General features: G+C 69.1%; 16 protein-coding genes. 3 read left to right on the forward strand and 13 right to left on the reverse strand.

Annotation, left to right across the window (positions count from 1 at the left end):
• Positions 1-34: 34 nt before the first annotated feature.
• The 6 genes from aroQ to U9J66_RS05125 all read right to left on the reverse strand — a co-directional run bounded on the left by aroQ (position 35) and on the right by U9J66_RS05125 (position 5287).
• Positions 35-490, reverse strand: a complete 456-nt coding sequence (gene aroQ, locus U9J66_RS05100; RefSeq protein WP_014908156.1) for a type II 3-dehydroquinate dehydratase — start codon at positions 488-490, stop codon at positions 35-37.
• Positions 491-631: 141 nt separating this feature from the next.
• Positions 632-1393, reverse strand: coding sequence for a MerR family transcriptional regulator (locus U9J66_RS05105; protein ID WP_326337190.1), 762 nt, complete (start codon positions 1391-1393; stop codon positions 632-634).
• A gap of 99 nt (positions 1394-1492) precedes the next feature.
• Positions 1493-3841 carry a lysylphosphatidylglycerol synthase transmembrane domain-containing protein gene (locus U9J66_RS05110; protein ID WP_326337407.1) on the reverse strand — a complete coding sequence of 783 codons (2349 nt, stop codon included), beginning with the start codon at positions 3839-3841 and terminating at the stop codon, positions 1493-1495.
• 212 nt (positions 3842-4053) lie between these two features.
• Positions 4054-4299, reverse strand: coding sequence for a type B 50S ribosomal protein L31 (locus tag U9J66_RS05115; protein WP_014911327.1), 246 nt, complete (start codon positions 4297-4299; stop codon positions 4054-4056).
• 33 nt (positions 4300-4332) lie between these two features.
• On the reverse strand, positions 4333-4497 hold the full coding sequence (gene rpmG / locus U9J66_RS05120; protein WP_014908936.1) for a 50S ribosomal protein L33: 165 nt from the start codon (positions 4495-4497) through the stop codon (positions 4333-4335).
• Positions 4484-5287, reverse strand: coding sequence for a YqeB family protein (locus U9J66_RS05125; RefSeq protein WP_326337191.1), 804 nt, complete (start codon positions 5285-5287; stop codon positions 4484-4486). The genes rpmG and U9J66_RS05125 overlap by 14 nt, the downstream gene beginning before the upstream one ends.
• 71 nt (positions 5288-5358) lie before the next feature.
• On the opposite strand from U9J66_RS05125, the gene U9J66_RS05130 reads away from it, so the two are divergent.
• Positions 5359-6012, forward strand: coding sequence for a TetR/AcrR family transcriptional regulator (locus tag U9J66_RS05130; RefSeq protein ID WP_326337192.1), 654 nt, complete (start codon positions 5359-5361; stop codon positions 6010-6012).
• 137 nt (positions 6013-6149) lie between these two features.
• Here the strand turns inward: U9J66_RS05130 and U9J66_RS05135 are convergent, their stop codons facing one another.
• From U9J66_RS05135 to metH, 7 genes are all read right to left on the reverse strand, one after another.
• Complete coding sequence (locus tag U9J66_RS05135) at positions 6150-7937, reverse strand: ABC transporter ATP-binding protein (RefSeq protein ID WP_161111689.1); 1788 nt, start codon at positions 7935-7937, stop codon at positions 6150-6152.
• Between the two features lie 48 nt (positions 7938-7985).
• Entirely contained in the window at positions 7986-8999 is a 1014-nt protein-coding gene (locus U9J66_RS05140; RefSeq protein ID WP_014911083.1) for an ABC transporter permease, read from the reverse strand.
• A 92-nt stretch (positions 9000-9091) separates the two neighbouring features.
• Complete coding sequence (locus U9J66_RS05145; RefSeq protein ID WP_161111688.1) at positions 9092-10840, reverse strand: ABC transporter substrate-binding protein; 1749 nt, start codon at positions 10838-10840, stop codon at positions 9092-9094.
• Positions 10841-10938: 98 nt separating this feature from the next.
• On the reverse strand, positions 10939-11976 hold the full coding sequence (locus U9J66_RS05150; RefSeq protein ID WP_014912987.1) for an ABC transporter permease: 1038 nt from the start codon (positions 11974-11976) through the stop codon (positions 10939-10941).
• 589 nt (positions 11977-12565) lie between these two features.
• Positions 12566-13063: a cellulose synthase gene (locus tag U9J66_RS05155; RefSeq protein WP_237450002.1), complete on the reverse strand. Its 498-nt coding sequence runs from the start codon at positions 13061-13063 to the stop codon at positions 12566-12568.
• A 103-nt stretch (positions 13064-13166) separates the two neighbouring features.
• Entirely contained in the window at positions 13167-13859 is a 693-nt protein-coding gene (locus U9J66_RS05160; RefSeq protein ID WP_014908352.1) for an HAD family hydrolase, read from the reverse strand.
• 103 nt (positions 13860-13962) lie between these two features.
• Positions 13963-17436: a methionine synthase gene (metH, locus tag U9J66_RS05165; protein ID WP_161111687.1), complete on the reverse strand. Its 3474-nt coding sequence runs from the start codon at positions 17434-17436 to the stop codon at positions 13963-13965.
• A gap of 284 nt (positions 17437-17720) precedes the next feature.
• On the opposite strand from metH, the gene U9J66_RS05170 reads away from it, so the two are divergent.
• A complete protein-coding gene (locus tag U9J66_RS05170; RefSeq protein ID WP_014912367.1) occupies positions 17721-18560 on the forward strand; it encodes a PAC2 family protein in 840 nt (279 codons plus the stop codon).
• A 236-nt stretch (positions 18561-18796) separates the two neighbouring features.
• The gene (locus U9J66_RS05175; RefSeq protein ID WP_014909754.1) at positions 18797-19948 is read left to right on the forward strand and encodes a glycosyltransferase family 4 protein; all 1152 of its coding nucleotides are present in this window, start codon (positions 18797-18799) and stop codon (positions 19946-19948) included.
• The last annotated feature ends 39 nt before the right edge of the window (positions 19949-19987 follow it).

Genomic DNA, 19987 nt, shown 5'->3' on the forward strand with positions numbered 1-19987 from the left:
CGGGGCGGGTCGCCGTCCGCCCCGGCCCGGGGGTTCAGGCCCGGCGTTCGGCGTCGCGGGCCAGGAGCGCGCGCAGTCCGAGTTCGTAACCGGTGATCCCGCAGCCGGCCACGTAGCCGGCGACCACGGGGGCGGTCACCGAGGTGTGCCGGAACGCCTCGCGGGCGTACACGTTGGAGATGTGCACCTCGACCACGGGGGCCTCGATGGCGTCGATCGCGTCGCGCAGGGCGATGCTGTAGTGCGCGTAGGCTCCGGGGTTCATCACCACCCCCAGCCGGTGGCGCGACTCGTGGATGTGGTCGACCATGGTGCCCTCGCTGTTGCTCTGGGCGCAGACCACCTCGACCCCCAGTTCCCGGCCGAGGACGCGCACCCGTTCCTCGATCTCGGCCAGCGTGGTGGTTCCGTACTGCTCGGGGTCCCGGGTGCCCAAGAGGTTGAGGTTGGGTCCGTTGAGCAGCAGGACGGTACGGGAGAGGTCGGTCATCGGTCGTGCCTTCTGTCGTCGTGGTGGTCGAAGGGCACCAGGGTAGCCCCGGGCGGGATTCCCCCGTCCCGCCCCGGGTGCGCCGGAACCGCGCCCGACGCTCCCGGGGGTGGCGAGGTCACCGGAAGCGATCGACCGAGGTCATCGCTCCCCTTCCTCCGCCAGGACGTGGCGGGCGTAGTCCTCCATCGCCGCGCGCTGGTAGTCGGCGAGCCCCGGGGCCACCTTCTCGTGCACCTCGCGCCAGGGTCCCTCCTCGGCGTAGACCCGGCCCAGGTGGGCGAAGGCCGCCGCGTCGGGGGTCCACATGCGGGTGAGCCCCCGGTGGAGGTCGGCCACCTCCGCGCGCACGGCGGGGTCGTCGACCGGGGTGCCCGCCCTCAGGTGGACGGCCATGCGCTCCATCCTCTCCACGGCCTCGGCCCGCATCCGGTCGGCCTCCTCCGGGGACATCTCCTCGGTCGCGGCGCGGGCCCGCTCCCACTGCTCGGGCCATGTGCCCCGGGCCCGCTCCTCGTAACGGTCGGCGTCGAAGCCCTCGAAGAGCTCCTCGGGTCGGATGGCGTTCACGTCGTCTCCTTCCAGCGCGTCGACGGTGCGACGCACGGTCTCGATGAGGGTGTCCAGACGTCCGCGTTCGGCCTCCAGGGTGCTCAGGTGCCCGCGCAGGGCGGTCACCTCGTCCCGTTCGTCGTCCAGGACCCGACGGATCTCGGCCAGGCCCAGTCCCAGTTCGCGCAGGAGCAGGATCCGTTGGAGTCGGCGCAGTTCACGCCGTCCGTAACGGCGCCGCCCGCCGGGGTCGACGTCCTCGGGCTCCAGGAGTCCGATGTGGTGATAGTGCCGCAGGGTCCGAGAGGTCACCCCGCTCATGCGGCGGACCTCGCTCACCGACCAGGACATCCGTCCCCCTTCTCGGGCCGGTACCTCCGACCCGGGAACGACGTTAGATCTTGACGTCGCGTCAACCGCAAGCGTGGAACTCCCCGCCCCCGGGTGCGGTCAGATGGCCTCGCGGCGCTGGAGGTGGAGGAAGGCGGCCCAGCCGGGGAGCACCGGGAACCAGAAGGTGAGCACCCGGAACAGCAGGACGGCGGGCAGGGCCACCGCCGCGGGGATCCCGGCCACGGCGGTGAGCCCGCCGATCAGCGCGGCCTCCACCGCCCCCAGCCCGCCCGGGGTGGGCGCGGCCGAACCGATCGCGTTGCCGGCCAGGAAGACCACGGCGACGGCGACCAGGTCCACCTGGAGTCCGGGGTCGGCGAAGGCCAGGACCGAGAAGTGCAGGCACAGGACGAAGGCCACGGTCAGCAGGACGGTGCCGCCCACGCCGAGCAGCAGGCTCAGCGGGCGTTGGAACATGTCCAGCAGCCGGGGCAGGACCCCGCTCAGATAGGGGCGCAGCCTCTTGGTGACGGCCCGCCTCATCCGGGGATGCAGCAGCACTGCGGCCACGGCGGCGGTGCCCAGGATGCTGATGACGGCGACGGTCGGCGAAGGGGTGAACCCGCTCCAGTAGGAGGTTCCGGTGAGGTAGGCGCAGATCAGCAGGAGGGGGACGTGCACGAGGAAACCCACCAGCTGGGTGAGCCCCACCGCGGACAGGGCCAGGGGCGTGGGCACCCCCGCCTTGATGACGTACCTGCCGTTGATCGCGATCGATCCGAGGCCCGCGGGGGCGGCGATCCGCACGAAGGAGGCGGCGTACTGCACCAGGACCGTCCGCCACCAGGGCAGCGGGGCCGGCACGAAACCGACCAGCACCATGGCCGCGGCGATCATGCAGGTGGTGGCCATGGCGAACGCGGCCAGGGCCCACCACGGATCGGCGTGGCGGATCGTGGCCAGGTCGACCCCGGCGAGCTGGTAGACGAGGATCAGGCCGACGGCGGTGGCCACGACCACGCTGACGATGGTGCGCGGACGCATCCGCTCCAGCCGCGCCGGCTCGGCGGGGGCCTGGGGGGCGATCGTCGCGAGGTGGCGTCTCAGGCGGGCGAGCAGCCCCCGGTCGCGGCGGCGCAGATCGGAGCGCAGACCGTTCGGCAGACCCGGGGGTTGGAGCAGGGGCAGGACGGCGGCGGTGGTGTCCACCCCCAGGGCCCGGACCGCCGAGTCCACGGCGCGTTCGACGCCCACGTGGGAGGCCAGCAGGGTGAGCATCGCGGCGGTGTCCAGAGATGTGCGCAGAGGAGGGGCGGCCACGGAGCCGTGGTCGAAGCCGGTCAGGGCGGCCTCCAGGACGCCGTCGGGGAGGTCGTCACGTACCCCGACCGTGGTCCCGTTCAGGTCTCCATGGGCGACGCGGCGCCGGTGGAGCATGATGAGCGTCCGCCACAGGTCGGCGAGGAGGGCGTCGGTGACCTCGGAGGCCTCCAGCGTGTCCAGGGAACGGATCCGGGCGCGTTCGCGGGCCAGGAGGACCGTTCCGGGTGAGAGCTCCCCCAGGGCCAGCACCCGGGGCGCGCGCACCCCGGCGTCACGGGCCGAGGCGCTCATCAGGGCGGCGTGCTCGGCGCGTCTGCGGGAGCCGTAGAGGATGCGCGGCGCGACGGGTCCTCGCAGGAGCAGCAGGTCTCGCAGGCGTCGCCAGAACCCGTCGCCGTTCTCCGTGCTGAGGACGGTGAGCTCGGCACGACCTCCGTCGTCCAGATCGGCGAGGTAGAGGGGGTCCCCCTCGCGATCCGTGCCCGAGGGGGTGATGTGGTCGGCGATCAGACCGAAACGGCGAAGTTCGTCCCGGATTCGTTCGATGTCCGGCGGGGTCACCCGGGTACCGACGACGTAGTCGGCCAGAGCGGCGCAGGTGAACCCGACGAGGACGGTGAAGAGGACGGCGAGGATGCTGCTGACCCCGGCCATGATCGCGATGACGGCGATCAGGGCGTTGGTGCCCCACAACAGGGAGCGCACCCGCGGTTGCCCGGTGGGCATGGTCCGGGTGAACGCGATCCCGGCCGCGACGTAGCCCAGGGTGGCGGCGGTGAGGACGTCGTCGGGCAGCCCCGGCAACGGGGCCGCCCCCATGGTCGCGATCTCCAACTGCGCGTTGACGTAGGACGTCATGGCGTAGGCCGTGACCGCGCCGAACAGCGGGCGCAGCACGTCGCGCGGCCCGGCGACGATCAGGGTGCGCAGGACGACGTAGGAGATCAGGACGATGAGCAGGAGGTTGGCGCTCAGGGAGACGACGAAGAGCGACCCCCTCGGCAGTACCGCTCGGAGCTGGGAGGCGTCGTCCGTGGGGGCGCCGTCGGAGATCGCGTCGCTGACCAGGATCAGGAACAGCACGACCAGGATCAGGCCGGCGATCGCCGTCAGCAGGTCGACGGGTCTGCGCGGGGAGCTCACTGCCGTGCGCCCCGGGGCGGGGGCGGGAACGTCGGTCGGGGTTGTTGTCACAGGGACAAGCCTGCCCGACCCTTCGGGTTACGGACGTCAGGGGTGGTGGTGTTTCGTCCCTTCACCGCGGTGGGATCCCGGCATGACGACGCCGCCGGGCGGTGCCGGCGGCGTCGACGCGGTTCGGGTGCGGCTCGGGACGTCCCGCCGTCCCGTGACGGTCACCGGTCCCGGTAGCGGCGGCGGAAGCGCTCCACCCGGCCCGCGGTGTCCACCACACGGGTGTCACCGGTGTAGAAGGGGTGGCCGGCGCTGGAGATCTCGACGTCGACCAGCGGGTAGGTACGTCCGTCCTCCCAGGTGACGGTCTTGTCGCCGGTCATGGTGGACCGGGTCAGGAAGGAGAAGCCCGCGGCCCGGTCACGGAAGACGACGGGACGCAGCTCGGGGTGGATTCCGGTTCTCATGTGGGTCCCTCCTCGGGTGGGCTCGGCCGTGGTTCAGCGTTCCTCGCGGAACTCGACGTGACGGCGGAGCGCCGGGTCGTACTTGTTCAGGACCAGACGGTCGGGGGTGTTACGCCGGTTCTTACGGGTGACGTAGGTGGTGCCGGTGCCCCCGGTGGACTTGAGCCTGGTGACGGGTCGAACGTCATCGCGTGCCATGTGCGCCTCCCTGATCGGTGTCGCCCCCGTCAACCGAGAGAAAACCGTTTTCATTCCCGTGCTCGCCCTTCGTCCCTTCCACACACGGCCGGGCCCGGCGCCAGTACTGCCGATGCCCCTCCTCACGGACCAGGATCCCCACGGCGGCGAGTTCCTCGCGCAGTTCCGCCGCATCCTCGGCGTCCTTCTCCTTGAGCGCCGTGCGCCGGGAACGGAGCAGGGACTGGGCGTGCCCGTCGAGCTCGGGCATGCCGTCGGCCCAACGTCGGAACTCGTCCGCGTACGGGTCGCCCTCGTTCCAGGGGTGGCCGTGGGCGACGAAGGCCTCCCGCAGTCGCCGCTCGGGGTGATCGGTGCGCCATCGCCCCAGCTCGGCGGTGCGGGTGTCGAGCAGGACCAGGTCGTGACCGTCGACGAAGATCGCCCCGATGTCCTCTCGCGCGTACTCCTCACGCCTCTCGGAGGAGGTCAGCACGGCGCCTCGAGGCGAGACCTCGACGGCGACCATCTCCCCATGGGCCGTCAGGGCGAGCAGGAGGCCGGCCGCCAGCCCCACCACGGCCAGGATCGAGGTGAGCACGACCCCTTGGAGACCGGCGAGCAGTGCGATCTGTTCGGCCCCGGGCATCATGGGCAGGGCGTGGACCCAGCCCGGAAGCCGCGTCGCCCATCCGGGCGCCAGGGACAGGAGCACCCCCGCTCCGGCGCCCAGCACGGGGAACAGGCCCCAGACGAACAGGCGCGTCCCGACCCCGGCCCTCACCACGGCCCTCGTTCCGGTTGTGGACACCGACACGACCCTCACCCCTCGCCCTCAACGATGTTCGACTGATTCCTAGTTGAACATATAGGATGCTGTACATGCAACCAGACAACTCCGAGGACGACCGGAAGCCCTCGTTCGTGGAAGAGGCCCGCCGCCGCCAGATCGTCACCGCCGCGATCGAGACCATCGCGGAGGAGGGGTACTCGAAGGCCTCGTTCGCCCGCATCGCGCGACGCGCCTCCATCAGTCCGGGGCTCATCACCTATCACTTCAAGACACGGGAACGTCTCCTGGCCGCGATCCTGCACCACATCGACTCGCGCCTGGACCGCGCGATGGAGGGCGGCCCCGAGCCCCTGGAGGGGTTCTCCGACGGCCTGGGACGCATCGTCGGCGGGCACGTCCGCTACTGCTCCGAGCACCCCGAGGAGATGTCCGCCCGGCAGAACATCCTGAACGCCGACCTGCCCGAGGGGCTGCGCGCCTCCGTGGCCGGGACCCGCGACTCCGGCCGCGCCGAGCTGGCCGGGTTCCTCGCCGAGGGGGCCCGTTACGGGGAGTTCCGCGTCTTCGACCCCGAGGTGTTCGTCGACACCCTCTTCGCCGCCCTGAGCTCGGTCCCCCACCGGTTGGCCGAACTACCGAGAGAGCGCCACGAGGACTACGCCCGCGAGCTCGCCGAGCTCTTCGTACACGCGGCGGTCGCGCCCTCCCCACCCGAAGGCGCCCCACCCGAGGAGACGGGGTGAACCTCCCTCCGAACGGGGACACAGCACTCGTACGAGGGGAGGCCGCCACGGCCGTCGACCGGTGACATGCGAAAAGAGAGGGGGCGGTCACGGGGTCTCCCCCATGACCGCCCCCTTCGGAGAACGGCGCCCTTCGATCAGGCGGCCGTCCCCTTGCCCTCACGTTCGGCGTGACGCTCGGAGCGAAGACGCCGGGCCTCGTCCGGGTCCAGGATCGGCGCGGCCGTGAGCAGACGACGGGTGTAGTCGCTCTGCGGGTTCTCGTACACCGAGTCGCTGTCGCCCATCTCGACGACCTCGCCCTTGCACATCACCGCGACCCGGTCGCTGACCTGGCGCACCACCGCCAGGTCGTGGGCCACGAAGATGTAGGTCAGACCGAAGTCGTCCTGCAACTCCGACAGCAACCGCAGCACCTGGTCCTGCGTGGACACGTCCAACGCCGAGACCGGCTCGTCGCAGATGATCAGCTTCGGCTTGAGGATCAACGCCCGGGCGATCGCGATCCGCTGCCGCTGACCACCCGAGAACGCGTGCGGGAACCGGTTGTAGTGATCGGGCTCCAGGCCCACGCGCGCCAGGAGCTCCTGCACCTGCGCGCGGATCTTCTTTCCGTCCCGCTCCCCCTGGACCTTCAGGGCGGTGCCGATGCTCTCACCGATGGTCAGACGCGGGTTGAGCGAGGAGTAGGGGTTCTGGAACACCATCTGGATGTCCCGGCGGAGCGGCCGCAGCCGGTGCTCCGACAGGTGGGTGATGTCCTGGCCCTCGAACTCCACGGTGCCCTCGGTGGGCTCCAGCAGCCGCATGATCATGCGCGAGAGCGTGCTCTTGCCCGACCCGGACTCACCGACCACGCCCAGGGTCTCACCCTTGTAGAGGTCGAAACCGACCCCCTTGACCGCCCAGAAGTCCGTCGAACGACCCCACATACCGCCACGGACCTTGAAGCGCTGGGCCACGTCCCGGACGCGCAGCAGCGGCTCGCCCCGGTCCTCGTCCTCGGCCGGGGTGAAGGCCTTGAAGTCACCGGCCTCGGTGACCTTGCCCTGCCGCTTGTCGCGCTCGAGGCGGTCGGCGCGGTCCTGGGCGCGGCGCTGGGCCCGGGAGACCTCCACGCGCGGGACCGCGTCCAGCAGCGCCTGCGTGTAGGGGTGCTCGGGCTCGGACAGCACCTTGCGCACGTCGCCGCGTTCGACGGCCTGGCCGTGGCGCATGACGACGACCTCGTCCACGGAACCGGCCACCACGGCCAGGTCGTGGGAGACCAGGATCAACGCCATCCCCAGATCACGACGGAGCTCGTCGAGCAGATCCAGGATCCTCGCCTGCACCGTCACGTCCAAGGCGGTGGTCGGCTCGTCGGCCAACAACACCTTGGGATCGCACATCAACCCCATCGCGATGACCACACGCTGACGCATACCACCGGAGAACTCGTGCGGATACGAATTGATCCGCTTCTCCGGCTCGTGGATCCCCACCCGCTCCAGGGCCTCGACGGCGCGCTTGCGGGCCTCCGCCTTGGGGGCCTTGGGGTGGTGCACCCGGTAGGCCTCGATGAGCTGGTTGCCGATGGTGTACTGCGGGTGCAGCGACTGCATCGGGTCCTGGAAGACCATCGCGATGTCGTTACCGCGCATCCGACGCAGCTGCTTGTCGGTGGCGGTGACCACGTCCTGCCCGGCCACCTCGATGGAGCCGGTGATCTGCGCCCGACTGCCACGGTGCAGACCCATCAGGGCCAGCGAGGTCACGCTCTTACCCGAACCCGACTCGCCCACGATCCCCAGGGCGCCTCCGGCGGGCACCTCGAAGGAGAGACCCTTCACCGCGTGGACGTCACCGTCCATCGTCGGGAAGGTCACCCGCAGATCGTCCACCCGTACGACTGCGTCGGAGGCAGCCGTTCCGTTCGAGGCCATGTCACTTTTCCTTCGGTAGAGCCGGTCCGGGGTTCACACTGACGCGCGTCACTTGGCGAGCCGCACTCGCGGGTCGACCACCGGGTAGAGGAGGTCGACGATGAGGTTGCAGACCACGATGAAGACGGCGCCCAGGAGCGTGACGCCCAGGACGACGGGCAGGTCCTTGGAGACGATCGAGTCGATCGCGTAGGCACCCACGCCGTTGAGGGAGAACACCTTCTCGGTGAGGATCGCGCCGCCCAGGACCATGCCGATGTCCAGGCCCAGGATGGTGACGATGGGCGTCAGGGTGGGGCGGAGGGCGTGCTTGAAGATCACCTTCCGCTCGCTCAGACCCTTGGCCCGGGCGGTGCGGATGTAGTCCTCGTTGAGGGTCTCCAGCATGCCCGCGCGGGTCTGCCGGGCGTACTGCGCGGCGTGCAGGAACGCCAGCGTGATCCAGGGCAGGAGCATGACCTGGTACCAGCCGACCGGGTCCTCGGTCAGCGGCACGTAGCGCGACACGGGGAACAGGCCCCACTGGTGGACCAGGAAGGACAGGGCCAGAAGACCCGTGAAGTAGATGGGGAGGGAGACGCCGATGAGGGCGGTTCCCATCGCCAGGCGGTCGAAGATGCTGCCCTTCTTGACCGCGGAGAGCACACCGACCGAGACGCCGCCGACGACCCAGATCACGGCCGCGCCCAGCCCCAGGGACATGGTGACGGGGAGGCGATCGAGGATCTGCGGCAGCACCGGCGAGTTGGTGGTGAAGGAGTAGCCCAGGCAGGGCGCCGCGCACTCGACGGTCTCACGGCCGAAGGTGAACTCCTGGCCGAAGAGGATGCTGCGGATGAACTCGACGAACTGGACCGCGACCGGCTGGTCGAGACCGAGGCGTTCCACCGTGGCCTCGAGGGCCTCGGGGGTGGGCGCCTTGCCCACGTACATCGCCGCCATGCCCTGCGGGGTGACGCCGGCCCACCTGGGCAGGACGTAGAAGATCCAGAAGGTCACCGCCGTGACGACGGTGAGAAGCAAGAGACCCGCACCAAGGCGGCGAAGAATATAGTTCAGCATCGCGGTCGGCGGCGGGGGCGCCCCGGGGATCACCCGGGGCGTCCCGCCGCTTTCACCTGCCTTCTCGTACTAGTTCAGGCTGGTATCGGGCTCTAGTCCCGGTCCACGCCGATCGCCATGAAGTCGTACATCATGTAGGCGGGCGTGTAGTAGACGTTGGTCAGGTCGTCGGAGCGGTACATCAGGGCCTTGTCGAAGACCACCGGCAGGATGGCGGCGTTCTCCATGACGAGGGTGTCGATGCGGCCGTAGATCTCGGCGCGCTCGTCCGGGTCCTCCGTCTTGAGGGCCTCGTCCCAGAGACCGTTGACCTCGGGGTCGTCCAGCTCGGAGGTGTTGAAGTTACCGGTCTCCATGATCGCGTCGCCGTGCGTGATCTTGGAGGCGAAGCCGTAACCGGTGGGCCAGTCCGGACCCCAGCCGGAGACGCTCATGCCGATGTTGTTCTCACGGACGTAGTCCTGCGAACCGGCGTACTGACCGAAGAAGTCGGCGGACGGGAAGCTCTTGATCTCAGCCTCGATGCCGACCTCGCCCAGGGCCTGCTGAAGGGCCTCGGCGGTCTGGACGTCCTTCTCGCGCTCGACGCGGACGGCGATGTTGGTCTTGAAACCGTCGTCCTCGCCGCACTCCTCGAGCTTCTCCCGAGCCTTGTCGAGGTCGCCCTTGTTGTCCGCGGACGGGTACAGGTCCGACTCGGTGTCGGAGCCCGGGATCGCCGGGGGCAGCAGGTTGGTGGCGATGTCGCCGCCCTCGGCGCCGCCCCAGGCGCGCCACATGCTGTCACGGTCGGCGGCGTACATGATCGCCTGACGGCAGGCCACGTCCTCGATGACGGGGAGGTGGATGTTCACGTAACGCAGGGCGCCCGTGTACGGGTTGTCCAGGTTGCCCTGGATGGCCTCGTCGTCGAGCAGACGCGAGTGCATCGCCGGGCCGACGCCGGTGCCGGCGAGGTCGACGTCGAGCTCGCCGCTGACCAGACGCTCGTCGATCTCGTCCTGGTTGACGCCGATCTCGACCTCGATGCGGTCCGGCAGGGCCGGACGCACGGCGTCGGTGTCGGCGTCCCAGTGCTCGTTGCGCTCCAGGTTGAGCTTGACGCCGGGCTCGTAGTCGCCGTCGAACTTGTACGGGCCCGAGGACAGGACGTGCTCCTGGTACAGCTCACCGCGGTCGGCCTCGATCGGCACCGGGGCGGTCTGCGGCTGGGTCAGCACGTTCGGGAACTCGGAGAAGGAGTCCTTGAGGTGGAAGACCAGGGTGTAGTCGTCCGGGGTCTCGATGGAGTCGAAGCCCGCGAGCGGGTCGTCGCCCTCGTAGACGTTGTGGTCGTCCTGGTCCAGGTGGGCCTTGAAGTACTGCGGGCCCTCGGTGAACACGCCGCCGTTGAAGTTGGCACGGGCGATGCCGTACTTGATGTCCTCGGCCGTGATCTCGGTGCCGTCCTCGTACTTGAGGCCTTCCTGGATCTTGACGGTCCACTCGGTGAAGTCGTCGTTGGGCTCCGGCAGGTCCACGGCCATGTCCGGGATCAGCTCGGTGGCGCCCTCACCCGGAGCCGGGTTGAAGGCCAGCAGCGTACGCGCGTAGTAACGGGAGAAGTTCCAGTTGAACGCGTAGTAGGTGTTGGCGGGGTCGGTGGAGTCGAAGTCGCCGGCGATGGCGTACTTCAGGGTGCCACCGGTCTTGTCCGACGGGTTGACGACCTCGGTGGAACCGAGGTCGAAGCTGCCGTCCGAGTCGGAACCGCCACCGCCGGTGGCGGCGCCGCCGCAGGCGGACAGGAAGAGGGATGCGGCCGCGCCGAGCGCGACGAAGCCGAGGGCTCTTTTCCTCAAGGATCTACCTCTCTGAGACCTGGTGTGGGGATGGGTTGGACCCGCGGGTTGATCCACGCCCGCACGGGGTTGCCGAGACAGCCCCGTACGAGCGGGGGTCAGTCCGAGGTTCTGGGGTCGAAGGCATCTCGAAGACCGTCGCCGAACAGGTTGAAGGCGAGCACGGTGATGAAGATGGCCATACCGGGGAAGATGATGAAGTAGGGCGCCTGCTGGTAGAAGGGCACCGCCTCGGAGAGCATCTTTCCCCAACTCGGAGTGGGCGGGTTGATACCGACACCGAGGAAGCTCAGAGCCGCCTCGAACAGGATGTTCGTGGGGATCAGGAGTGTGGAGTAGACGATGATCGGGGTGACCAGGTTGGGCAGGATCTCCTTGACCAGGATGTGCCCGTTGCCCGCGCCCAGGCTCTTGGCGGCCTCCACGAACTCCCGCTCGCGCAGGGCCAGGGTCTGACCGCGGACGATACGGGCGATGTAGGGCCAGTTGAAGAACCCGATGATGAAGACGATGACGCCGATCCTCAACCCGTTGCCGGTCAGCCCCATGACCCCCTCGGGGATGACCCCGACCAGGGCGATGGCGAAGAGCACCAGCGGGAAGGCGAGGAAGATGTCCATCGCACGGCTGATGATGGTGTCGACCCAGCCGCCCATGTAACCGGCGATGATGCCCAGCGCGGTGCCGATGGCGACACAGACCAGGGTGGCCAGGAAGGCGACCAACAGGGAGATCTGGGCCCCGTAGAGGATCCGGCTGAACAGGTCGCGACCGGTGGTCGGCTCGACGCCGAGCAGGTGGTCGGAGCTGATGCCGCCCCAACGGTCCACGCCCAGTTCGGGGTTCTCGGGATCGAGATAGGGGATCCGTCGACTGGGGTCGATCAGGTCCTGGTTGAACTGGGTGGGCGGGTGACCGAACCACTTGGTCAGGAGGGGCGCGAGGAGCGCGGCGAGGATGAGCAGCACCACGACCACGCCCGAGACCATGGCGACCTTGTCGCGACGCAGACGCTGCCACGCGATCTGACGCAGTGATCGGTTGGCGGCGTCGCCGCGGCCTTCGGTGGCCGTCACGGCGGTGTCCGCGGCGTCGGCCTCCTCGACCGACCCGGGGACCTGTGAGGGCGCACTCATCGGGCGACCACTCTCCACTCTTACGCTTCTGACCGAGAGGACAGAGCCCACTCGTGAGGCACCTGGGGGTGACCCTGCCGGGCCTCACTGTGGGGCCGGTCGGTTCTCGACACTGGCTGGCGTGGGCTTCGCGTCCGACGGGGAGGGGGGATCGCCCACCACGTCGGCTCTGACGCACACGGTCTGTCCCCTTTGAGCGGTGGACACCCATGTGCACGTTCAGCCCGGGATGTTACACAGCGACCAATTTACTCGCCCTTTGGGCCCCCGCTGTCCAAAGTCTGTCCATGTGGCTAAATCGTAACAAACACTAATAAACAACCCACATGAGAACTAACGTGTACAAAGTTCTCATTCATCGGATGACGGGGGTGAGCTGGGGGGACAGCGGACACTCTCGGCCTCATGCACCTTACGATCATCGGGCCCACAAGGGGAACCCATTCCCCCGAGCTATGGCAAGTGCTATGAATCCGGATGTCTCGTCACAAGTTCCCCCGAAGGGGGGTCGCACACGACGGTGGCCCCGCCGAAGCGGGGCCACCGTCGTGTGTCAAGCGGGGCTACTCATCGCCCCGCCTCGTCGTCGCTACTCGATGCCGTGCTTGCGCAGCAGGGCCTCGATGTCGTCGAGGTCGTCGTCACCGGACTTCTTCTGCTTCGGCGCCTTGACCTGACCCGCCGCGGACGGCGCCGGACCGGCGGCCTCGGGGCCCTGCGGCTCGGCCTTGGGCTTCGCGCCCTCGGAGGAACCCGCCTTGGCCCCGCGCACCCCGATCCCCCTGGCCTTCATGAGGCCCGAGACCACGTAGAGGACCACCATGATCGGCGCCAGGGCCACACCGGCCCACACGATCGGGTTGAAGACCAGACCGGCCAGGACCCCCAACAGCCCGGTGAAGAACTGCATCACCACGGTCATCAGGCCGAGCAACCCCACCACCAGGGGGAGCATCGACCAGGCCAGCCCGCGCAGACCGTAGGCCAGGCCCTTGCGCCGCCACACGAAGAACGTGATGATCAGGCCGACCGCGGCCAGCGCGGCCCCCAGGGTGAGTCCGGACGTCATAGTCAGAGTCTCAGGCATGACCCCAGTCTCCCATCTCGCGCCCGAACACACATCCGGCTCATCCCCTAGGGAGTGTCCTCACAGGTGATCCTCTCGAGGCCCAAGGGGCGTCGACCGCCCCTCAGCGGTCGGCGACCAGCGACTCCAGCCATTCCAGGTCGATCCCGACCAGGCTGTCCCTGATGACCACGCCCTCACGCGGTTCGATCTCCACGTGGTGGGGCACCGCCACCGTGACGCATCCGGCCCCCGACGCCGAGGCCACACCGACCACGGAGTCCTCCAGGGCCACACAACGCCTCGGGTCCACGCCCAACCTGCGGGCCGCGCGGAGGTAGGGGTCCGGGTCGGGCTTGTTCGCGCTCACCTCGTCCCCGGCCACCGAGTCGTCGAAGCTCTCCAGGCCGATCCCGCCGATGGCGGTGGAGATCAGGGAACGCTCGGTCGAGGTCACCAGGGAGATCGGCACACCGGCCGCCGTCAGCGTCGCCACCAGTTCCTTGGCGCCGGGGCGCAGCTCGGCGCCCTCCTCCAGCTTGGCGAGGAAGCGCTCGTACAGACGGTCCGCGATCTGTCGGGGCGTGAGGTCGGACCCGGTCAGACCGATGATGTAACGGCCCACCGGCTCGGCGGCGTTGCCGACGTTGCGGAGGTGATCCTCCTCGGTCCACACACCGCCGAGGTCGGCGACGAGCTCGGCCTCGGCCTCGTCCCACAGATGCTCGCTGTCGATGAGGGTGCCGTCCATGTCCATCAGCACCGCCTGGAGGCGGCGCTCCGGGGTCCGGGCGGTCTCGGTCGGTTCGGTACTCATAGTGCTCAATTCGCTCATATCGGCTCATGACCGACCGCCCCCGCACGGGGAGAGGCCCCACCGGGTCGGACTCCGGTAGGGCCTCTCCCCTGGTCAGGGCCGGTCAGACGTTGAAGTATGTCGCCTCGGGATGATGAATGACGATCGCGTCGGTGGCCTGCTCGGGAACAAGCTGGTACTCCTCGGACAACGTCACCCCCACCCGCTCGGGTTCCAGCAACCGCATGATCTTGGCCCGGTCCTCCAGCTCGGGGCAGGCCCCGTAACCCAGGGAGAAACGGGCGCCGCGGTAACCGAGCTTGAAGAAGGCGTCCAGCTCGGCCGGGTCCTCCCCGGCGAAGCCCAGCTCCGCGCGGACCCGCGTGTGCCAGTACTCGGCCAGGGCCTCGGTCAGCTGGACCGACAGACCGTGCAGCTCCAGGTAGTCGCGGTAGGCGTTCTTCTCGAACAGCTCCGCGGTGGCCCGGCTGATCGCCGCGCCCACCGTCACCACCTGGAAGGTGACCACGTCCAACTCCCCCGACTCCTTGGGCCGGAAGAAGTCCGACAGGCACAGGTGCCGGTCACGGCGCTGACGCGGGAAGGTGAACCGGGTCCGCTCGGTGACCCCGTCCTCGTCGAGCACGACCAGGTCGTCACCCTCGCTGTAGCAGGGGTAGTGGCCGTGCACGACCGCGGCCTCCAGCAGACCGTCGGTCTGGATCCGGTCCAGCCACATCCGCATGCGCGGACGCCCCTCGGTCTCCACGAGCTCCTCGTAGGTGGGACCGTCACCGCCCCGGGAGGCCTTCAGCCCCCACTGGCCCATGAAGGTGGCCCGCTCGTCGAGGAAGGCCGCGTAGTCGGCCAGCGGGATGCCCTTGCTGATCCGGTCGCCCCAGAACGGCGGCGTGGGGATCGCGTTGGTGGTGGACACGTCGCTGCGGGCCGGCATCTCCTCCGGCTCGGTGACCTTGAGCGTGGCGCCCCGCTTGACCCGCCGCTGACGCAGCTCGGGCAGCTTGGCGCCCTCCTCGCCGCGCTTGACCGCCATGAAGGTGTCCATCAGGCGCAGACCCTCGAAGGCGTCCTTGGCGTAGCGGACCTCGCCGGAGAACATCTCGGCCAGATCCTGTTCCACGTAGGAGCGGGTGAGCGCGGCACCGCCCAGCAGGACCGGGAAGCGCTCGGACATCCCCCTGGAGTTCATCTCCTCCAGGTTCTCCTTCATGATCACCGTGGACTTGACCAGCAGACCCGACATCCCGATGACGTCGGCCCGCTTCTCCTCGGCCGCCTCCAGGATCGCCGACACCGGCTGCTTGATGCCGAGGTTGACGACCTCGTAGCCGTTGTTGGACAGGATGATGTCCACGAGGTTCTTGCCGATGTCGTGGACGTCGCCCTTGACGGTGGCGAGCACGATCCGGCCCTTGCCGTCGTCGTCGGTCTTCTCCATGTGCGGTTCGAGGTAGGCGACGGCCGCCTTCATCACCTCGGCGGACTTGAGGACGAACGGCAGCTGCATCCGGCCGGAGCCGAACAGCTCGCCGACGGTCTTCATGCCCTCCAGCAGGGTGTCGTTGACGATCGCCAGCGCGGGGCGCTCGGTCAGCGCCTCGTCGAGGTCGGCCTCGATCCCGGTGAGCTCACCGTCGATGATCCGACGCTCCAACCGCTCCCAGAGCGGCAGCGAGGCCAGTTCCTCGGCGCGCGAGGCCTTCATCGACTTGGCGTCCACGCCCTCGAACATGTCGATGAAGGTGGACAGCGGATCGTAGTCGTCCGCGCGACGGTCGTAGACCAGGTCCAGGGCGACCTTGAGCTGGTCCTCGGGGATCTGGTTGATCGGCACGATCTTGGAGGCGTGCACGATCGCCGAGTCCAGCCCCGCCTGGGTCGCCTCGTGCAGGAAGACCGAGTTCAGCACGATGCGGGCGGCGGGGTTGACGCCGAAGGACAGGTTGGACAGACCCAGGGTGGTCTGCACCTCCGGGTAACGGCGCTTGAGCTCGCGGATGGCCTCGAGGGTCTCGATGCCGTCCCGGCGGGTCTCCTCCTGCCCGGTGGTGATGGGGAAGGTGAGGCAGTCGATGACGATGTCGCCGGTACGCATCCCCCACTCGCCGGTGAGCTGCTCGATCAGGCGGGTGGCCACCCGGACCTTCCACTCGGCGGTACGGGCCTGCCCCTCCTCGTCGATGCACAGACCGACCACGGCGGCGCCGTGCTCGGAGACCAGGCGCATGATGCGGGTGAAGCGCGAGTCCGGACCGTCGCCGTCCTCGTAGTTGACGGAGTTGATCACCGCGCGCCCGCCGAGCGCCTCCAGTCCCGCCTCCAGGACGGGGGGCTCGGTGGAGTCGAGCATGAGCGGCAGAGTGGACGCCGTGGCGAACCGGAAGGCGAGCTCGCGCATGTCGGCCACACCGTCGCGACCCACGTAGTCGATGTTCAGGTCCAGCACGTGGGCGCCGTCGCGGATCTGGTCGCGGGCCATCTCCACGCAGGCGTCCCAGTCCTCGGCCAGCATGGCCTTGCGGAACTTCTTGGAGCCGTTGGCGTTGGTCCGCTCGCCCACCGCCAGATAGCTGGCGTCCTGCCGGAAGGGAACGCTCTGGTAGAGCGAGGAGGTCGACGGTTCGACCAGCGGCCGACGGTTCTTGATGCCGCGGCCCTGTACCCGCTCGACGACCTGGCGCAGGTGTTCCGGGGTGGTGCCGCAGCAGCCGCCCACCAGGCTGAGCCCGAACTCGGAGGTGAAGGTGTCGTGGGCGTCGGTCAGGTCCTCCGGGGAGAGGTTGTAGACCGCCCCGTCGGGTCCCAGCTCCGGCAGGCCCGCGTTGGGCATGCAGGAGATGGGGATCGGCGAGTGGTGCGACAGGTAACGCAGGTGCTCGCTCATCTCGGCCGGGCCGGTCGAGCAGTTGATCCCGATCACGTCGATGCCCAGCGGCTCCAGAGAGGTCAGCGCCGCGCCGATCTCCGATCCCATGAGCATGGTGCCGCTGGTCTCCACGGCGACCTGGGCGATGATCGGGATGTCCCGGCCCAGGGCGTGACGCGCCCGCTTGGCGCCGATCACGGCGGCCTTGACCTGGAGCAGGTCCTGACAGGTCTCGATCAGGATGGCGTCGGCGCCGCCGTCGATGAGCCCTCGTCCGGCCTGCTCGTAGTAGTCGCGCAGCAGGGCGAAGGGGGAATGCCCCAGGCTCGGCAGTCGGGTACCGGGACCGACCGACCCCAGCACGTAGCGGGGATGGTCCGGCGTGGAGTACTCGTCCGCCGCCTCGCGGGCGATACGGGCGCCCGCCTCCGCGATCTCGTAGGTACGGTCCTGGATCCCGTATTCGATCAGGCCGCCGTAGTTGGCGGAGAAGGTGTTGGTCTCGACGCAGTCGGACCCGACCTCGAAGAAGGCTGCGTGGGTGTCCCGGACGATATCCGGCCGGGTGAGGTTCAGGATGTCGTTACAACCCTCGTGCCCCTCGAACTGGTCGAGGTCGAGATCGTGCGCCTGCAACATGGTGCCCATCGCCCCGTCCGCAACGACCACGCGCTGGGACAGTGCTTCACGGAATGTCCGTCGATCTCTCATATCGGCAACTCTAGTTCTCTGGTGCGCCGCGGCCCCACACCGAGCGTCCCGTGAGGAACTCGTCGAGCGGACCACGACACACGGCTGTGTGAAAGCGCCTGGGACGTCGTCGTCCGGTTCGGTCGCTGATCGCGAGGCTACCCCATCGGCTGTTTCGGCACGTGAGACGGGCGTCCCGAAGTGGTGGACGCCATCGTCCCGGAAGCGGGCCCGCCTCGGACGGTTTCCCGGTCGCGGCGCCACCCCGTAGGGTGGTGGGCGTCCACGTCCGGAAAGGGGCCGCCATGATCCAGCTCGACCGCGAGCTCGTCGAGCCTGTCATGGTCGCGGCGTTCGAAGGGTGGAACGACGCCGGTGAGGCCGCGAGCCTGGCCGTGGACCACCTGGCCCGCAAGTGGGAGGCCGAGGAGCTGTGCTCCCTCGAGCCCGATGACTACTACGACTTCCAGGTGGCCCGGCCGCGCATGTCCGTGGTCGACGGACGCCTGACCGAGACCCAGTGGCCCACCACCCGTGTGCGCGTGGTCCGGCCTCCGGGCTCACGCCGCGACGTGGTCCTGGTCAGCGGCCCCGAGCCCAACATGCGTTGGCGTTCCTACGCCTCCGACCTGCTGGCGATCGCCCGTGAGCTCGGTGTGCGCCGCGCGGTACTGCTGGGTTCCCTGTTGGCCGACTCCCCGCACACCCGTCCCATCCCGGTGACCGGTATGGCCGTTCCCCCGGGGCTGGGCGACCGGCACGGGCTGGACACCGCCACCTACACGGGGCCGACCGGCATCATCGGGGTCGTGCACGAGCGCTTCGGTTCCGCCGGGATCGAGACGGTGTCGCTGTGGGCGGCCATCCCGCACTACGTCGCGCAACCTCCCTGCCCGAAGGCGACCCTGGCGTTGCTGGGCTGGGTACAGGACCTCATCGAGACCGAGGTCCCGTTGGGCGATCTGCCCGAGGAGTCGGTGTCCTGGCAGGCCGGGGTCGACGACCTGACCGCCGAGGACGAGGACATCGCCGCCTACGTCCGCGGTCTGGAGGAGGCCAAGGACACGGTCGACCTGCCCGAGGCCTCCGGGGACGCGATCGCCCAAGAGTTCGAGCGCTACCTGCGCGGCCGCGAGGACGGCTGACCCGATCCGACGCGCCGTCGCCGACTGCGGATATCCCCTTTATTACACGGTCTTTAGCTCCGGGGCGGTACGTTCCGAGGACACGGCTCGCGGACCGGAGGGGTACGGGAGCACTTGCCCCGGCGTGGAGGCGCGTTGAGCGCCCGTTCCCGCCCACGTTCCGAGGGCACGCCCTCCGGTGGACCCGGACCGATCGTCCCTTCGGCCCGCGAGAGGAGGGATCGGGGGACAGCGCTGTGAAAATCGCCTTCGTCATCGCCAACGGCTACACCATGGGCGGCACGGTACGGACCGTGCACAATCTCGCCCGCGGGTTGTCCGAGCGGCACGAGGTCGAGATCGTCAGTCTGGTCCGTAGGCGCGTCAAGCCCTTCTTCCCACTGACCGACCGGGTCCCCCTCGTGCCGATGGAGGACCGGACCGGGGAGAAACGCGTCATGAGCCGGTTCTCCCGTACGTGGTGGGAGCGGCGCGCCGCCGCCGTGATCCCCCCGTCGGAGCTGGCCCGCAACCAGAACTTCACGCCCGAGGCCGTCTCCGCCCTGCACCGCTACCTGAAGACCACCGACGCGGACGTGGTCATCGGAACCCGCCCCGGCATCAACCTGATGTTGGCCGCGTGGTCGCCCAAACGCCTGCGCGTGATCGGGCAGGAGCACCTCAACCTGGCCGAGCACAAGCCCGACCTGGTCAAGGCGATCGACCGCCGCTACCGGAGGATGGACGGGTTGAGCGTCCTCACCGAGGCCGACCGGAACGCCTACCGCGAACTACTGGGGCGTGGGGACGACTTCCTCACGGTCATGCCCAACGCGCTGGAGCCGGGCACCCCGCCACAGGCGACCCTGGACGAGCCGGTGATCGCCGCCGCGGGCCGCCTGTCGCCGGTCAAGCAGTACCCGACCCTGGTCAAGGCGTTCGCGCACGTGGTCGCCGAACACCCCGACTGGACCCTGCGCATCTACGGCGACGGTGACAAGGCCGCCAAGATCCGGGAGACCGCCGAACGGCTGGGCGTCCAGGACAACGTCCACCTCATGGGCAAGACCAAGGACCTCACCTCGGAACTGTCCAAGGCGTCGATCCTCGCGGTGAGCTCCAAGGTGGAGGGGTTCGGGATGACCATCGTGGAGGCCTTCTCCGTGGGGCTGCCCGTGGTGAGCTTCGACTGCCCGCACGGCCCCGGGGAGATCATCGAGGACGGCCACGACGGGCTGCTCGTACCGCCCCAGGACGTCGAGGGGCTGGGCCGGGCCCTGCTGCGTCTGGTCGAGAACGACGAGGAGCGGCACCGGATGGGAGCGCACGCCCTGAAGTCCGCGGAGCGTTACGGCCTGGAGGACAGCGTCGCCCGTTGGGAGCGTTTCCTGGAGGACCGCCGCCGCTGAACCGGCCGCCCGGGCCCTCGTCGTCCCACGGCGTGGTCC

The sequence above is a fragment of the Nocardiopsis sp. LDBS1602 genome (genome assembly GCF_035818715.1).
GTDB classification, from domain to species: Bacteria; Actinomycetota; Actinomycetes; order Streptosporangiales; family Streptosporangiaceae; genus Nocardiopsis; species Nocardiopsis alba.

Coding starts and splice junctions, on each gene's coding strand:
- U9J66_RS05115 (WP_014911327.1), bottom strand. CDS start 4,299: ATGAGAACCGGAATCCACCCCGAGCTGCGTCCCGTCGTCTTCCGTGAC.
- U9J66_RS05160 (WP_014908352.1), bottom strand. CDS start 13,859: ATGAGTACCGAACCGACCGAGACCGCCCGGACCCCGGAGCGCCGCCTC.
- U9J66_RS05170 (WP_014912367.1), top strand. CDS start 17,721: ATGATCCAGCTCGACCGCGAGCTCGTCGAGCCTGTCATGGTCGCGGCG.
- metH (WP_161111687.1), bottom strand. CDS start 17,436: ATGAGAGATCGACGGACATTCCGTGAAGCACTGTCCCAGCGCGTGGTC.
- U9J66_RS05140 (WP_014911083.1), bottom strand. CDS start 8,999: ATGCTGAACTATATTCTTCGCCGCCTTGGTGCGGGTCTCTTGCTTCTC.
- aroQ (WP_014908156.1), bottom strand. CDS start 490: ATGACCGACCTCTCCCGTACCGTCCTGCTGCTCAACGGACCCAACCTC.
- U9J66_RS05130 (WP_326337192.1), top strand. CDS start 5,359: ATGCAACCAGACAACTCCGAGGACGACCGGAAGCCCTCGTTCGTGGAA.
- U9J66_RS05155 (WP_237450002.1), bottom strand. CDS start 13,063: ATGCCTGAGACTCTGACTATGACGTCCGGACTCACCCTGGGGGCCGCG.
- U9J66_RS05105 (WP_326337190.1), bottom strand. CDS start 1,393: ATGTCCTGGTCGGTGAGCGAGGTCCGCCGCATGAGCGGGGTGACCTCT.
- U9J66_RS05150 (WP_014912987.1), bottom strand. CDS start 11,976: ATGAGTGCGCCCTCACAGGTCCCCGGGTCGGTCGAGGAGGCCGACGCC.
- rpmG (WP_014908936.1), bottom strand. CDS start 4,497: ATGGCACGCGATGACGTTCGACCCGTCACCAGGCTCAAGTCCACCGGG.
- U9J66_RS05135 (WP_161111689.1), bottom strand. CDS start 7,937: ATGGCCTCGAACGGAACGGCTGCCTCCGACGCAGTCGTACGGGTGGAC.